We start from the raw sequence: 14,535 nt of genomic DNA, 5'->3' as shown, positions 1-14,535 counted from the left end.
GGTGTCGGTCAGCCGCGAATTCGTCCTCGATCTCACCCGTCGAGCCGCCCGTGATCTGGGCATGCGCACCTACTGGACCTCCTGGATTCTGCTGCTGGCACTGGTGCAGGCGTGCCGCCGGGACGCGCTGAGCCTGCCCGCCGCGGACCGCCACGACGCGCGCCGCGGCGAACTGGCCGAGGAACTCGGCGAACTCCGTGCCATGGTGTGGCGCGCGGGGATCGATCCCGACCGCGCCGCCGAGACAGCCGCGGCGACCTGGCGGGCCGATCACTCCGCACCGTGCCACGAGGACGAACCGCGCCTGCGTCCGCACACGCAGGCCACCCTGGTCCTGGGCCGGATGCACGAGCTGGCCGCGGCCGACCCCCGCGCCACGGGCGGCGACGGCGCGCCCGATCCCCGTGCCGTCCACCTGTTCCTGAGCCTGCTCGACCACCCCGACGGCACCGTCGGCACGTTCCTGCGCGAGCTCGGCACCGATGTCGTCGCCGCAAGAGAGGCGGCGGCGGTGCCGGGTGACGAGTGGGCGCTGGGTGAGGTGGTCGACGAGCGCTACGAGGTCACCGCGATCATCACCGCGGGCGGCATGGGTGTGGTCTACCGGGTCCACCACCGTGATTGGGGCGTCGATCTCGCGGTCAAGGCGCCGCGCGGGGAGCATTTCGCCGACCCGTCGGTGCTGCCCATGTTCGAGGCGGAGGCGCGTGCCTGGCTCGAACTCGGCGAGCACCCGAATGTCGTGGCCTGCCGCTACGTGTCGCGGTATCGCGGGCTGCCGCGGGTGCTGGCCGAGTGGGTTCCCGGCGGCAGTCTCGCCGACGCGATCGAGGATCGCTCGCTCTACGCGCAGGGCATCGCGACCGCGCTCGCCCGGATTCTCGACATCGCGATCCAGAGCGCGTGGGGGCTCGATCACGTACACCGGTGCGGTCTCGTGCACCAGGACGTCAAGCCGGGCAATATCCTGCTCGCGCCCGAGCTCGACGGCCGCACACTCGCCAAGATCACCGATATCGGCCTGGCCAGGGCGTGGACGGTGGGCGCGCCCCGGCAGGTCGAGGCCCTGCGCCGGGCGGTGGATCTGGCCGGGACGGTGGCCGCCGGATACGCCGGGTACACCCCCGCCTTCTGCTCGCCCGAGCAGCACGCCTGGTCCACCGGTACCCGGCAGCTGCTCGACCGGGCCACCGATGTGTGGTCGTGGGCGGCGACGGTCCTGGCGATGTTCCACGGGCACCGCCCCTCGATGCTCGGGACCGAGGCGCCGCGCCTGCTGGACCAACTCGTCGACGGCACCGGCCCGGCACCGCGTCCCGCACCGGATGTCCCCCCGCTGCCGCCGGAGATCGCCGAGGTGCTCGCACAGTGCCTGCGGCCCTACGCCTCTCGGCCGCACGACATGAACGCCGTCGCCGACCGGCTGATCACCGCCCACCGCAGGCTCTTCGGTGCGGACTATCCGCGCGGGCGCCCGGCCGCGCCCGCACGGCGTCCGGTCGAGGCCGTGGTCAACGAGGCGCTGTCGTGGCTGGAGCTCGGCGAGCTCGGTACCGCCCGCACGCTGCTGACCGCCGCGGTCGAGCAGGACCCCACCCACCCCTACGCGATCTACCATCGCCTCCGGCTGGACTGGAGGACCGGCACGATCACCGACCTCGAGATGCGGGCGGGTGTGCTGGACGCGCAGCGCTCGGACCCGCTCGACCCGGTGTACGAGCTGTTCCTCGGCGCGGTCGCACTGGAACGGTGTGACGGCGGCGGGTCGCGCAGGCACCTCGACCTGCTCCCCTGGCAGCTGCCCCACGATCCGATGGCCCAGCGCCTGCTGACCACGGCCCATCACCGCCAGGTCCACGGCACGGCGTCCACCGAACGGTTCGGCGCACCCATCGGACGCCTCGACGCCGACGGAGGTGTCCACCTTCGCTCGGACGCGCCCGCGATGCCACCGCGTTCCGCCGGAACCGATCCGGCATCGCCGATCGTCGCGACGAGTGCCGACGGCGCGCTGGCGGTGGTCGGCACGGCTACGGGCGCGGTGTTCCTCGCGGAGATGTCCACCGGCCGGGTTCTGCGCACCCTGGCCACCGCGGGCCCGCCGGTGACCCACGCCGTCCTGGCCGACCGGGAGACGAAGGTCGTGGTCGCTACACAGGACGGCACGGTGCGCACCTTCTACGTCTCCCGGCGCGTCGAGGCACCCCTGCTGCTGCCACCGCCGGGGTGGCGGCACCGGCAACGCGCCGTGCGCGCCGCCGTCGACCTGACCAGGCAGTTCTTCGCCGCCGGGAAACTGCCCGAGGCACGCGCCTGCCTGCGCGCGGCCGACCAGCTGCCGACCGCGCAGCGGCACCCCGCCCTGGTCCGGTTGCGGCGCGAGGTCCTCGGCCACCGACGCGGGGAATTCCGGGCGCTGTGGCCCCGGCCGCTGGGCATCCGGTCGTGCGAACGGGTCCACCTCACCGCCGACGGCACCCGGGTCGCGGTGCTCGCGCCCCGGGACTTCGACGGGGTCACCACCCCGGGCTGGTGGTGGATCGACACCATCACCGGGGAGACGACCCCGGCCGACGAGCCGCCTGCCGTCCCGGCGGCCCTGCTGCCCGACGGGTCCCGGCTCGATGTCGACCCGAACGGTCAGCTGATCAGGACGTCAGCGGACGGGCGATCACACTCTGTCGGCGTGGATGGCGTGGACCGGGTGCAGGTCAGCGCGGACGGGCGCACCTCCTTGCTCACCGGACACGACGGCTCCCAGCGCGTCTGGTACCCGGACGACCGGCAGAGCGGTCCGGCCCTGCCGCCCGGTCCGGTCGGCGCGGCCGCGCTCGCGGCGGATGGCACCTTCGCACTCGTGTACCGCAGTGGACTGAAACTGTTCGACCTGTCCACCGGCGAACTGTCCGACGACACCTACCGTTCCTTCACCGGCCTGGCCGAGATCCAGCTGTCCGCCGACGGGCGCACCGCGATCACCCGGGAACCCACCGCGGTCACCGTCTGGGAACTGGTCTGGGACTGATCCGCCGTCGGCGCGATCAGGTTTCCCACTCCCGCAGGAGTTCTCGTGCGATGCGGTCCAGGGCCGCGCGGTCGGCGGGGGCGAGGACCGACAGCATGGCCGTCTCGTTCTCGGTGTGCGCCACCACGACGGTGTCGACCAGGTCCCGGCCCGCCTCGGTGAGTGCCACGCGCACGGCCCGGCGATCGACCCGGTCGGCGATCCGGCGCACCAGCCCGGCGGTCTCGAGCCGATCGATCCGGCCGGTCATCCCGGCGCGCGAGAGCATCAGCGTGTCGGCAAGGACCGAGGGGTTGAGCTCGCACGGCGCGCCCGAACGGCGCAGTGCCGCGAGCACATCGAACTCGCCGCGCTGCAGGCCGTGATCGGAGAACACCGCTTCGATGCGCGCGGTCGCCACCGTGAGCAATCGGCCCAGCCTGCCGAACACGGCCATCGCGTCGAGGTCGAGGTCGGGCCGCTCGCGCCGCCACTGGCCGACGATCACGTCCACCGCATCCGGAATCGGTTCATCCATGGACAAGATTCTATTCGACGCGATATAGTTCGGTAGCGAATTATCAACCGACGAACGGAATTGGTCATGACGAACACCCGCGAGATCGCCCTCTGCCAGCCCGAGGACGCCGAGACCCTGGGCACCGACGCCGTCCGGATGCGCCTGCTCACCGACGCGAACGCCAGCGACGGCACCGTGAGCACCCTCGAGGTCACCATGACCCAGGGCGCCGACGGCGCCGCACCGCACTACCACACCCGGTCCGACGAGCTGTTCTACGTCGCCGACGGCGAACTCCAGGTCATGGCGGGCGACCGGATCCTCACCGTCGGCGCGGGCGGCTCGCTGGTCGTGCCCCGACACATGCCGCACGCCTTCGGCGCCACGCCCGACAGTGGCGCGCGCATCCTCATCGCGCTCATGCCGGGCGTGCAGCGGTTCGAGTACTTCCGGCTGCTCGACCGACTGTTGCGCGGCGAGGCCGGGCACGACGAATTCGTCGCCGCCCAGGAGGAATTCGACAATCACTTCATCGACGCGCCCGCCTGGTGGGCCGAGCGCAACGCCCAGCGCCGCTGACCGCGCCCGTCATGCCCGCCGCGACACCGATGTGTCCGAGATTGCACCGCGATCGGGAACATCGGCGGCGAAGTCGGCGGTTGTACACCGTATGACGTTCTCCGTACCGGTCCTCGTCCGCGGCTACGAGCTCGACACCCAGGGCCACCTCAACCACGCCGTCTACCACCAGTACGGCGAGCACGCCCGCTGGGAGCTGCTGCGCGCGGCGGGCATCCCGCAGGACAAGTTCCTGGCCAGCGGCATCGGCGCGGTGGTGCTGGAGTCGACCATCAAGTACAGGCGCGAGCTGCGCGGCGGCGACGAGGTGACGGTCAGCTGCGAGGCCGAGTGGCGCGAGGGCGAGAAGGTGTTCCGCTTCCACCACCGCATCGTCAAGCTCGACGGCACCGTGGCCGCGGAGATCACCGTGGTGGCCGGGGCCATGGACCTCACCACCCGCAAGCTGGTCCCGAACCCGGGACAACACTTCCAGGGCCTGGCCGAGCACCCCGAACTGCTCGGTCTGTAGAACACCGGCGACGGCGCGACGGGAGTCGCCGGGCAATTGCCCGGCGACTCCCGTCGCGCCGTCGCCGTTTTCGTTTGCTGATCAATTGCCGAGGTGACGGGCGGATCGGTGTCCTGGTTGCCCGAAATTCTCTTCCCGCAAGGGGATCACGCGCCGCTCGGCGGTTTGCCCGGCGCTCCGCAAATCTGGCGAACCGGCTCGGCGGCGGTCACGTTCGCGCTATGATCCGAAGCACCTTCGGGGGTTCTGGCAAATTGCGAGCAGACGACAAGATCGGAGCGAACACCCATGACCGACGCCGTCCACCACCCCGCTACCGCGTCGCCCCGGGACCGGGGCCCCGCCCTGCGCGGACTACTGGTGGCCGAGTCCGAGCGCGACATCTCCGTCCGCGTCGAGGGCGGCACCTGGACCTTCGATCGCCGGGATGTCCTGCGGCTCATCGAGGATCGCGCCGAGGCGGGCGCGCGGGAGGTGCGCGTGGACATCCGGCCCGGCGCCACCGCCGATTTCACCCGCCGGATGCGCGTGGAACTCGTCGAGCGGCCCATCACCCTGGCCACCGATCCGTCCGAGGCCCTCGGTGACGAGTCGCTGACCCGCGACACCCGCCGCTGGGCCACCGGGCTGCGGATCGCCGAACGCGGAGGCGTCGGCGGCGCCACGTTCACCTTCCGTGACGGCATCAACTGCGACAGTCTCGACTGAAGCGGCACGGGCCATGGAACGCGCGACCGATGCCGTGCTCATCGTCTCCGAAACCGACGACCTGCATGCCGACGCGCTCGCGGCCACCCTGCGCGACCAGCATCGGCTCGATCCCCTGCGGCTGGATCTGCGCGACTTCCCCACCGAGACAGGCAGTTTCCGGCTCGACAAGGCGGGCACCAACCGCGCGATGTCGCACGTCCACGGGCTCGACGACGTGCGCGCGGTGTGGTGGCGCAGGCCGCATCCGTGTCGGGTGCCCCAGGGTGTGCGCGCGGCCGACGACGAGTTCCGCCAGGCCGAATGCGACGGATTCCTCCAGGGCATGCTGTGGTCCATCCCGGCCTACTGGGTCAACGATCCGGCCGCCGAACGCACGGCGGCCCGCAAGATCGTGCAGCTAGAGACGGCGCAGCGGGCCGGGTTCACCATCCCGGAGACGCTGATCACCAACGATCCCGACGAGGCCCGCAGTTTCGTCGAATCCCGGTGTGGCCCCGTGGTGTACAAGCGCACCGGGACCGGTCGCGGCGAATTCTCCGAGACCCGGATCATCACCCGCCCCGAGCTGAAACGGCTCGCCTCGATCCGCTCGACCCCGACCACCTTCCAGGACTATGTGGAAGCCGAGGCCGATCTGCGGGTGGTGTGGGTCGACGGCATCGAGTGGGCCGTGCGCATCGACTCGCAGGCGGGGGTCGGCCGGGTCGACTCGCGGCTCGACACCTCGGTCGCCTTCGCGCACGAACGCCTGCCCGCCGCGATCAGCAAGTCCCTCGCGACCCTGATGGGCGCGCTCGGGCTCAGCTTCGGCGTGGTCGATCTGCGCCTGGGTGCCGACGGCGAGTACTACTTCCTCGAGGTCAACCCCCAGGGACAGTTCGCCTACCTGGAGATCAAGACCGGGCTACCGCTGTTCGCCAGCCTGGCGAACCTGCTGGTCCACGGCGACGGCGCCGTGCCCGGCTGGTGAGAACCCGCGGCGCCAGCCGCCACAAACTCAGTCGGCCGGATTCTTGCGGCGGTTGGCCCCGCCACGGCCGCGCAGTTCGACATGTGACTCGACGAGCACATTGTGGATGAAGCCGTACGAGCGGCCGGTGGCCCTGGCCAGGGAACGGATGCTCGCTCCCGCCTCGTACTGCTTCTTCAGCTGGGACTGCAACCGGTCACGGGACTTGCCCGTCACCCGGGTGCCCTTTCCCAGCGCGGCCTTGCCTACGGTCTTTCCCTTGGCCGACCTTGCGGCCTGTCTCGCACTGTCGCTCATGGCTTCCTCCGAGTCGCCGAGCAGCTCATTCCAGGCTAGACACTCCGCTCCCGGTGATCAACGAAAACAGTGAGATAGCTCACCGACGCCCCGCGAGTTCCGTCGCGACACAGCGTTTCACGCCCGAAACGCCGTCAGGCTGTGTCCATGTCGCCTGACTCCGGGGCCCTGACGGATCAGGCGAGATCGATGAGCTCCGCGTACTCGTTGGACCAGTGGTCCTCGGTGCCATCGGGCAGCAAGATCACGCGCTCGGGGTTGAGGGCTTCGGCGGCGCCCGGGTCGTGGGTCACCAGCACGACCGCGCCCGCGTAGGTGCGCAGCGCCTCGAGCACCTGCTCGCGCGAGATCGGATCGAGGTTGTTGGTGGGCTCGTCGAGCAGCAGCACATTCGCCGCCGAGGAGACCAGACCGGCCAGCGCCAGACGGGTCTTCTCACCACCGGAGAGGGTGCCCGCGGGCTGCTCGAGCTGGGGGCCGGAGAACATGAACGCGCCCAGCAGACTGCGCAGTTCCTGTTCACCCGCGTCCGGCGAGGCGTGCCGGATGTTCTCCCAGACGGTGGCGGCGTCGTCGAGGGTGTCGTGCTCCTGGGCGAAGTAGCCGACCTTGAGTCCGCGGCCCTGCTCGACGCCGCCCGAGGTGGGTGTCTCCACGCCCGCGAGCAGCTTGAGCATGGTGGTCTTACCGGCGCCGTTGAGGCCGAGCACCACCACGCGGCTGCCCTTGTCGACGGCGAAGTTCACGCCGGTGAAGATCTCGAGCGAGCCGTAGAGCTTGGTCAGGTTGTTGACCATGAGCGGGGTCTTGCTGCACGGCGCGGGCTCGGGGAAGCGGATGCGGGCGACCTTGTCGGCCACGCGCACGTCGTCGAGCTCCGACATCAACCGTTCGGCGCGGCGCACCATCTGGTGGGCCGCGGCGGCCTTGGTGGCCTTGGCGCCGAGCTTGGCGGCCTGCTGACGCAGCGCGCTGGCCTTCTTCTCGGCATTGGCACGCTCGCGCACCCGGCGCTGCTCGTCGGTGGCGCGGGCGTCGAGGTACTTCTTCCAGCCCATGTTGTAGACGTCGGGCTCACCGCGCACCGCGTCGAGGAACCACACCTTGTTCACCACGGCCTCGAGCAGCTCCACATCGTGGCTGATCACGATCAGGCCGCCGTCGTGGTTCTGCAGGAATCCGCGCAGCCAGGTGATGGAGTCGGCGTCGAGGTGGTTGGTGGGCTCGTCGAGCAGCAGGATGCGGTCGGAGCGGCCACCGCTGCCGTCGGAGGCGGAGAACAGGATGCGCGCGAGTTCGATGCGGCGACGCTGACCACCGGACAGGGTGCGCAACTGCTGGCCGAGCACGCGGTCGGGCAGGCCGAGGCTGTTGCAGATCCGCGCGGCCTCGCTCTCGGCGACATAGCCGCCGAGCGAGGAGAACTGGTCTTCCAGGCGGCCGTACTTGCGGATCGCCTTCTCGCGCTCCTTCTCGTCGGCCACCTCGGCCATCAGCGCCTGCTGCTTCTCCATGTCGCGGATCAGCGAGTCCAGGCCGCGCGCCGACAGCACCCGGTCGCGGGCGATCACATCGAGATCGCCTTCCTTGGGGTCCTGCGGCAGATAGCCGATATCGGTGGAGCGGGTGATCTTGCCCGCGTAGGGCTCGCCCTCCCCGGCCAGGATGCGCAGCGTGGTGGTCTTGCCCGCGCCGTTGCGGCCGACCAGTCCGATCCGGTCGCCGGACTGCACCCGCAGCGCGGGCCCTGGGGCCGAGAGCAGGGTGCGGACTCCGGCCCGGACCTCCAGGTCGGTCGCCGTGATCACAGAGCTTCTCCTCGTGTCGGAACAGGATGGTCGCCGCGCAGGCCCAGGGTGCACCGCGGGCCACGGCAAGAACCACCTATTTTACCGCCGCGGCGCGACAGGACCGAACCCGGCGCCGCCGGGTGTGAGCGTGGTTACTCTCGTGCCATGACTACCGATCTTCTCGGCCGCACTGCCCTCGTCACCGGCGCCAGCCGCGGCATCGGCCTGGCCACCGCTGCCGAACTGCTGCGCCGCGGCGCGAATGTGCTGATCACCGCCCGCAAACCCGAGCCGCTCGAGGACGCGGCGGTCGAGCTGCGCGCGCTGGGCCACAAGGGCCAGGTGAGCACGCTGGCGGGCAACGCGGGCGACGCCGACGCGCGCGCCGAAGCGGTGGCGCGGGCCGTCGCGGAGTTCGGCTCGCTGGACATCCTGATCAACAACACCGGCATCAACCCCGTCTACGGCTCGCTGATGGACGCCGATCTGGGCGCGGTCAGCAAGATCTTCGACGTCAACGTGGTGGCGGCGCTGGGCTATGTGCAGCAGGCCTATCGCGCGTGGATGGCCGAGCACGGCGGTGCGGTGGTGAACGTGGCCAGCGTGGCGGGCATCCGGTCCTCGGGGGTGATCTCGGCCTACGGCGCGTCCAAGTCGGCGCTGATCCGGCTCACCGAGGAGTTGGCCTGGCAGCTGGGGCCGAACATCCGCGTCAACGCGGTGGCGCCGGGCGTGGTGAAGACCAAGTTCGCCGACGCGCTGTTCTCCGCCGACGAGGAGCGCGCCGCGAGCGCCTACCCCCTCAAGCGCCTGGGCGCCCCGGAGGACGTGGCCCGCCTGATCGGCTTCCTGGTCTCCGACGAAGCGGCCTGGATCACCGGCGACTGCGTGCGCGTGGACGGCGGCCTGCTCGCCACCGGCGGTATCTGACCCCACGATCGACGATGGGCGGCACCGACTGCGCAGTCGGTGCCGCCCATTGCCTTTCAGTCCGAGGTCTCCCTGGTACCGGCGGCGGGAGCGAGTTCGGTCTCGGCGCGGGCGCTCTCCTCGGCCCTGGCGGCTTCGGCGCGGGCCTCCTCGGCGCGGGCCAGCGGGTCGACCACCACGATCTCCTCGACGGCGGGCCGCCCGGTCACTCCGAGCGGGTCGCGGACCGGCAGCGAGCGTCCGCCCTCGTCCAGGCCGAAGCGGTCGTGCAGACGGCGCAGGAATTCCGGCGCGTACCAGTTGGCGTCGCCGAGCAGCTTCATCGCGGCGGGCAGCAGGAAGCCGCGCACCAGGGTGGCGTCGACGATGACCGCCAGCGGCAGGCCGATGCCGAAGGCCTTCATGAAGGTGATGTCGGAGGCCAGGAAGCCCAGGAACACCAGCGAGATGAGGATGGCGGCGGCGGTGACGATGCGGCCGATCCGTTCCAGCCCCAGCGCCACGGCGGTCTCGTTCTTGCCGGTGCGGTCGTATTCCTCGCGGATGCGCGAGAGCAGGAACACCTGGTAGTCCATCGCCAGGCCGAAGGCCGCGGCGAACAGCATCACCGGCACGGTGGCCGACAGGTCACCGGTGACGGTGAAGCCCAGCAGCCCCGACAGGTGCCCGTCCTGGAAGATCCAGACCAGCGCGCCGAAGGTCGCGGTGAGGCTCAGCGCGCTCAGGATCACCGCCAGCACCGGCAGCACCACGCTGCCGGTGAGCAGGAACAGCACGATCAGCATGAGCACGATGACGAAGCCCAGCGCCCACGGCAGCGCGTCCTCGATGGCGGTGATGGAGTCGACATTGGCCGCCGCCACGCCGCCGACGAGCAGTTCGCTCGACACCGGCACCGCGCGCACCTGCTCGACCAGCGCGGCCAGGGCGTGCGAGTCGGTGGTGGCGGGCACGATCGACAGGTACGCGGCGCGCTCGGCGCGGAAGCGCGCGTTGACCGAGGTGGGTTCGGCCAGCAGGCCGCCCTGGGCGTAGCTGCCGGTGGCGGTGTCGACGCGGCGCACGTCATCGAGGTCGGACAGTTCGCGCGCGATCGCGTCGAGACCGGCCGCGCTGTAGGCGCTGTCGGGCAGCACCGCGACGAGGGTGTTCTGGTCGCTCTCGCTGAAGTCGCGGTGGATGATCTCGGTGACCTGCCGGGAGTTCATCGACTCCGGCAGCGTGCGCTCGTCGGGGAAGCCGAGCTTCACGCCGAGGAAGGGCGCGCCGAGCAGCAGCAGGAACGCCGCCACGGCCAGGCCGATGGGCAGCGGCTTGCGCATCACGGCGGTGGCCAGCTTGTGCCAGGCGCCCTCGCCGGGTGCCGGGCGCGGGGCCCGCAGGAACCACCAGCCCAGCTGGCCCTTGTCGACCCGGGAACCGAGCAGCAGCAGGGTGGCGGGCAGCACGGTCAGCGCCACGAGCGCGGCCAGGGCGGCCACGGCGATTCCGGCGTAGCCCATCGAGCGGATCGCCAGCAGCGGGAAGAACAGCAGTCCGGCCAGGGCGACGGCGACGGTGAGCGCGGAGAAGGCCACGGTGCGGCCCGCGGTGCGCATGGTCGTGGCCACCGCACCGGCCGGTCCGCGTCCGGCGGCCAGTTCGTCACGGAAGCGGTTGACGATCAGCAGGCTGTAGTCGATGGCCAGGCCGAGCCCGAGCAGGGTCGCCACGTTCGTGGCGGTCACCGAGAGCGGCACGATCAGCGTCAGCAACCACAGCGCGCCCATCGTCAGCACGACGGTGACGACGGCGACCAACAGCGGCAGACTCGCGGCGACCAACCCACCGAAGACGAACAGCAGCGCGATCATGGTGAGCGGGAAGGCGATCGCCTCGCCCCGGGCGATGTCGGTCTTGCTCTGCAGCACGGTCTCGTGCATGAGCATGGCGAAGCCGCCGACCCTGACCCGCAGCGGACCCTCCAGCCTGCTGAGGTCGTTGGTGATGTCGGTGACGGTGTCGTCGATCTCGCGTTCGGTGCCGAGCACGCTGGCGACGATCAGACCCTGTTTGCCGTCGACGCTGCGCAGCGCGGGCTGGTGGGTGGTCCAGTAGGACACCACATCGGTGACGCCGCCACGCTCGTGCAGGTTGGCGACCAATGCCGTTGCCGCGGAGACGGTTTCGGGGTCGTCGACCGAGGATTCGGTCTGCACCAGCAGCACCAGGTTGGGTGAGCCCTGCCCGAATTCGTCGCGCAGGACGGTGAGCGCCCGGCTGGATTCGCTGCCGGGGTCGGTGTACCCGCCGCCGTCCACCCGGTCGAACAGGGTGAGGCTGAGTGCGCCGAGCACCAGCGCGAGCACCGCGAATACGCCGAGCACCCAGCGGCTGCGCCGCTCGGTGAATTCGAACACCGGATCGTCTCCCTCACTCGTCACCCGCTGACGCGGCACGCACCCGCCCGCATCCGATCCCGTTGCCGGGGCGGCGTGTTCGCCCGAGGATGGTAGCAACTCCGCGGCGTTCCCGCGGCCCCTCAGGACCGCCGCACCGACACCTTCTGGGCTACCGACCAGTTAGCCCGAGCACCGAGGTCACGACGGTGCGGCGCAGGCGCGGCGGCACCGCCGCGAAGACCGCCCGCATGGCGGCCGTGACGCCCGCCAGATCCCGGCCCGAGAGGTAGGCGTACTGGTGGGCGTCGGGCAGGGCGAAGAAGGCGTCGAAGAAGATCGGGACGTCGGCCGGAGCGAGGGCGAGCAGCGCGCGCAGACCGGCCCGGCGCAGGGCGAGGACCGCGCGGGCTTCGGCGCTCCAGCGGGTCTGCCCGGCGACGACGGTGTCGGCGGCGGCCAGCGAGGCGGCGACGCTGTAGCCGGTGGCCGGATGGGTGAGCGCGCCCGCGGCACCGAAGCGTCCGCCGCCCGGCCTGCCGCCCTGGACGGGGAAGCGCACCCGCTCGACGGGTTCGGTACCCGTGACGGCGATCCCCCGATTCCGCAACCGATGGTCGAGACGGACGCGCAGGACCTCCGGGGTCAGCGCCGGACGACCCGCCAGGCAGGTCTCCTCGTAGAGCATCCGGTCCGGGCCGAGCGGGACGGCGTACAGGAACGACGGCGGTTCGTCGGGCCCGGCGCCGTTGTCGCGCCGCCAGTCCATGAACAGCGCGGACTGACCGGCATCCGCCCGGTTCACCACCACGCCGTAGGCGGTCTGCTCGGCCCGCTCGGGTGCGCGGGCCAGGCCGCGCGCGTCGACCACGCGCCCGGTCCAGCGCAGGCCCGACGCGGTGGTGACCGACCCCTTCCCCACGTCGACAGCGCTGTCGGCGACCACGCGCGCGCCCTCCAGCGACAGCGAGCGCTGCAGCGCCGGGGTGTCGAGCACCTGGTATCGCCGCGCGATCCGGTGCTCGCGCAGGGCCCAGGCGCTCGGCGCGTCGACCGTCGCCGCGACCACGCCGGGGTCGAGCCAGTCGGGCAGTTCGTCGGCCCAGGCGGCGTAGGTGGGCGTCCAGACCCGGTCCGGGTGCGGGTCGAGCACCGTCACCGACCGACCAGCGGCCAGCGCGCGGTGGGCGACGGCCCGGCCCGCGGGGCCGAGTCCGCAGACGATCAGATCGGCGTGCACCCGATGATTGGATCAGATGTCACGAATTCCAGCACCGTCGGATCACGGCCCCGCACCATTTCGATGCCGTGTGCTCGACCGTTGCCAGCGACTCAGTAATGATGGGTGCATGAGATCGATCTGGAAGGGCTCGATCGCATTCGGGCTGGTGAATGTCCCGGTCAAGGTCTACACCGCGACCGAGGACCATGACATCCGGTTCCATCAGGTCCACGCCAAAGACGGCGGACGGATCAAATACGACCGTGTCTGCCAGGTGTGCGGCAAATCCGTGCAGTACGCCGATATCGACAAGGCGTATGTCGCCCCCGACGGCGAACAGGTCGTGCTCACCGACGCCGATTTCGCGACCCTGCCCGCCGCGGAGAAACACGAGATCCCGGTGCTGGAATTCGTGCCCTCCGAGCAGATCGACCCGGTCTTGTTCGACAAGAGCTATTACCTCGAACCGGATTCCACCACGCCCAAGGCGTATCAATTGCTGGCCGCGACGCTCGAGCGCATCGACAAGACCGCGCTGGTCCATTTCACGCTGCGCCAGAAGACCCGGCTCGCGGCCCTGCGGGTACGCGACGGAGTACTCGTGTTGCAGACGCTGCTGTGGCCCGACGAGGTGCGCGCGGTCGACTTCCCCGCCCTCGACGAGGCGCCCGCGCCGCGTCCCCAGGAATTGAAGATGGCCGAGACCCTCGTCGAATCCATGTCGGGCGATTTCGATCCCGGCGATTACACCGACGAATATCAGATCGAGTTGCAGAAGATGCTCGACGAGGCCATCGCCAGCGGCTCGGGCAAGGTCGACACCGCCGCCGTCACCGAAACCGCCGAACAACCCGATGCCGAGGTCGTGGATCTGGTGGCCGCGCTACAACGCAGCCTGGAGGCCAGCGGCCGCCGGGAGGGCGAATCGGCCGCACCGAAGAAGACCGCGGCGAAGAAGACCGCGAAGAAGGCGGCCGCCAAGAAAGCCACGGCGAAGAAAGCCGCGCCGCGCAAGTCGACGGCGACCCGCAAGGGCGCCTAGGTAGGGCACACTGGCGCTCATGGACACCGCGATCGCTGTCGTTCCGATGGGATTGGGACATCTGCGTCAAGTCCTCGATCTCGGCCACCAGGTCTTCGACACCACGACCAAGCCGTACACGTCGTGGTCGCTGACCGCCGTCGCCGAGCATCTCGACAGTCCCGACAACGCCTGCTGGGTGGCGCTGGACTCCGATCGGGTGGTCGGGTTCGTGCTCGGCTCGATGGAGTTCGAGCACCGCGACGACTGGGCCTACCTCGAGTGGATCGCGGTCGCGCCGGACATGCAGGGCCACGGCATCGCGCGCAGACTGGTCGACGTGTGTTCCACCGCGCTGTTCGCCCGCGGCGCCAAACACATCGTCACCGATGTCGAGGACCGCAACAGCGCCTCGGCCGCCCTGATGACCAGCAGCGGATTCGTGCCCGCCGCCACCGTCACCCTGCTGGTGCGCGCCAACCCGCGCAACGCGGGCGAGGATGCCGACCCCACCGTGCCGCCCATGCCCGCGACCACCCGGCGCGATCTGGCCCGGCGCGGCAGGCTGGCCGTCGAACACCCCCGCCGCTGACCGCAAACTA

General features: G+C 70.7%; 13 protein-coding genes. 8 read left to right on the top strand and 5 right to left on the bottom strand.

Annotated elements, in window-relative coordinates:
- Position 1 precedes the first annotated feature (1 nt).
- Complete coding sequence (locus tag QC180_RS20235; RefSeq protein WP_278264339.1) at positions 2–3,025, top strand: WD40 repeat domain-containing serine/threonine protein kinase; 3,024 nt, start codon at positions 2–4, stop codon at positions 3,023–3,025.
- 16 nt (positions 3,026–3,041) lie between these two features.
- Here QC180_RS20235 and QC180_RS20230 read toward each other — a convergent pair whose 3' ends face one another.
- Entirely contained in the window at positions 3,042–3,542 is a 501-nt protein-coding gene (locus QC180_RS20230) for a MarR family winged helix-turn-helix transcriptional regulator (RefSeq protein WP_278264338.1), read from the bottom strand.
- Positions 3,543–3,608: 66 nt separating this feature from the next.
- On the opposite strand from QC180_RS20230, the gene QC180_RS20225 reads away from it, so the two are divergent.
- The 4 genes from QC180_RS20225 to QC180_RS20210 all read left to right on the top strand — a co-directional run bounded on the left by QC180_RS20225 (position 3,609) and on the right by QC180_RS20210 (position 6,295).
- Positions 3,609–4,103 carry a cupin domain-containing protein gene (locus QC180_RS20225; protein ID WP_278264337.1) on the top strand — a complete coding sequence of 165 codons (495 nt, stop codon included), beginning with the start codon at positions 3,609–3,611 and terminating at the stop codon, positions 4,101–4,103.
- A 91-nt stretch (positions 4,104–4,194) separates the two neighbouring features.
- Positions 4,195–4,614 carry an acyl-CoA thioesterase gene (locus QC180_RS20220; RefSeq protein WP_278264336.1) on the top strand — a complete coding sequence of 140 codons (420 nt, stop codon included), beginning with the start codon at positions 4,195–4,197 and terminating at the stop codon, positions 4,612–4,614.
- Between the two features lie 288 nt (positions 4,615–4,902).
- The gene (locus QC180_RS20215; RefSeq protein WP_278264335.1) at positions 4,903–5,322 is read left to right on the top strand and encodes a hypothetical protein; all 420 of its coding nucleotides are present in this window, start codon (positions 4,903–4,905) and stop codon (positions 5,320–5,322) included.
- Between the two features lie 13 nt (positions 5,323–5,335).
- A complete protein-coding gene (locus QC180_RS20210; RefSeq protein ID WP_278264334.1) occupies positions 5,336–6,295 on the top strand; it encodes an MvdC/MvdD family ATP grasp protein in 960 nt (319 codons plus the stop codon).
- A gap of 27 nt (positions 6,296–6,322) precedes the next feature.
- Here QC180_RS20210 and QC180_RS20205 read toward each other — a convergent pair whose 3' ends face one another.
- Both QC180_RS20205 and QC180_RS20200 read right to left on the bottom strand, forming a co-directional pair.
- Positions 6,323–6,592, bottom strand: a complete 270-nt coding sequence (locus QC180_RS20205; protein WP_278264333.1) for a helix-turn-helix domain-containing protein — start codon at positions 6,590–6,592, stop codon at positions 6,323–6,325.
- A gap of 176 nt (positions 6,593–6,768) precedes the next feature.
- The gene (locus QC180_RS20200; RefSeq protein WP_278264332.1) at positions 6,769–8,400 is read right to left on the bottom strand and encodes an ABC-F family ATP-binding cassette domain-containing protein; all 1,632 of its coding nucleotides are present in this window, start codon (positions 8,398–8,400) and stop codon (positions 6,769–6,771) included.
- A 147-nt stretch (positions 8,401–8,547) separates the two neighbouring features.
- Here QC180_RS20200 and QC180_RS20195 point away from each other — a divergent pair, with 147 nt between their 5' ends.
- The gene (locus QC180_RS20195) at positions 8,548–9,312 is read left to right on the top strand and encodes an SDR family oxidoreductase (RefSeq protein WP_278264331.1); all 765 of its coding nucleotides are present in this window, start codon (positions 8,548–8,550) and stop codon (positions 9,310–9,312) included.
- 56 nt (positions 9,313–9,368) lie between these two features.
- Here the strand turns inward: QC180_RS20195 and QC180_RS20190 are convergent, their stop codons facing one another.
- Together QC180_RS20190 and QC180_RS20185 are read right to left on the bottom strand one after the other, a co-directional pair.
- Positions 9,369–11,711 (bottom strand): MMPL family transporter, encoded by a 2,343-nt coding sequence (locus tag QC180_RS20190; RefSeq protein ID WP_278264330.1) that lies wholly within the window; start codon positions 11,709–11,711, stop codon positions 9,369–9,371.
- 151 nt (positions 11,712–11,862) lie between these two features.
- Positions 11,863–12,930: a lycopene cyclase family protein gene (locus QC180_RS20185; protein ID WP_278264329.1), complete on the bottom strand. Its 1,068-nt coding sequence runs from the start codon at positions 12,928–12,930 to the stop codon at positions 11,863–11,865.
- A 109-nt stretch (positions 12,931–13,039) separates the two neighbouring features.
- Between QC180_RS20185 and ku the strand changes: the two genes are divergently transcribed.
- Together ku and QC180_RS20175 are read left to right on the top strand one after the other, a co-directional pair.
- Positions 13,040–13,954 (top strand): non-homologous end joining protein Ku, encoded by a 915-nt coding sequence (gene ku, locus QC180_RS20180; RefSeq protein WP_278264328.1) that lies wholly within the window; start codon positions 13,040–13,042, stop codon positions 13,952–13,954.
- A 19-nt stretch (positions 13,955–13,973) separates the two neighbouring features.
- On the top strand, positions 13,974–14,525 hold the full coding sequence (locus QC180_RS20175; RefSeq protein ID WP_278264327.1) for a GNAT family N-acetyltransferase: 552 nt from the start codon (positions 13,974–13,976) through the stop codon (positions 14,523–14,525).
- Positions 14,526–14,535: the final 10 nt, after the last annotated feature.

The organism is Nocardia anocheti, assembly GCF_029675105.1.
In the GTDB taxonomy this organism is placed as follows: Bacteria; Actinomycetota; Actinomycetes; order Mycobacteriales; family Mycobacteriaceae; genus Nocardia.
This window is presented reverse-complemented; position numbering and strand designations above follow the sequence as displayed.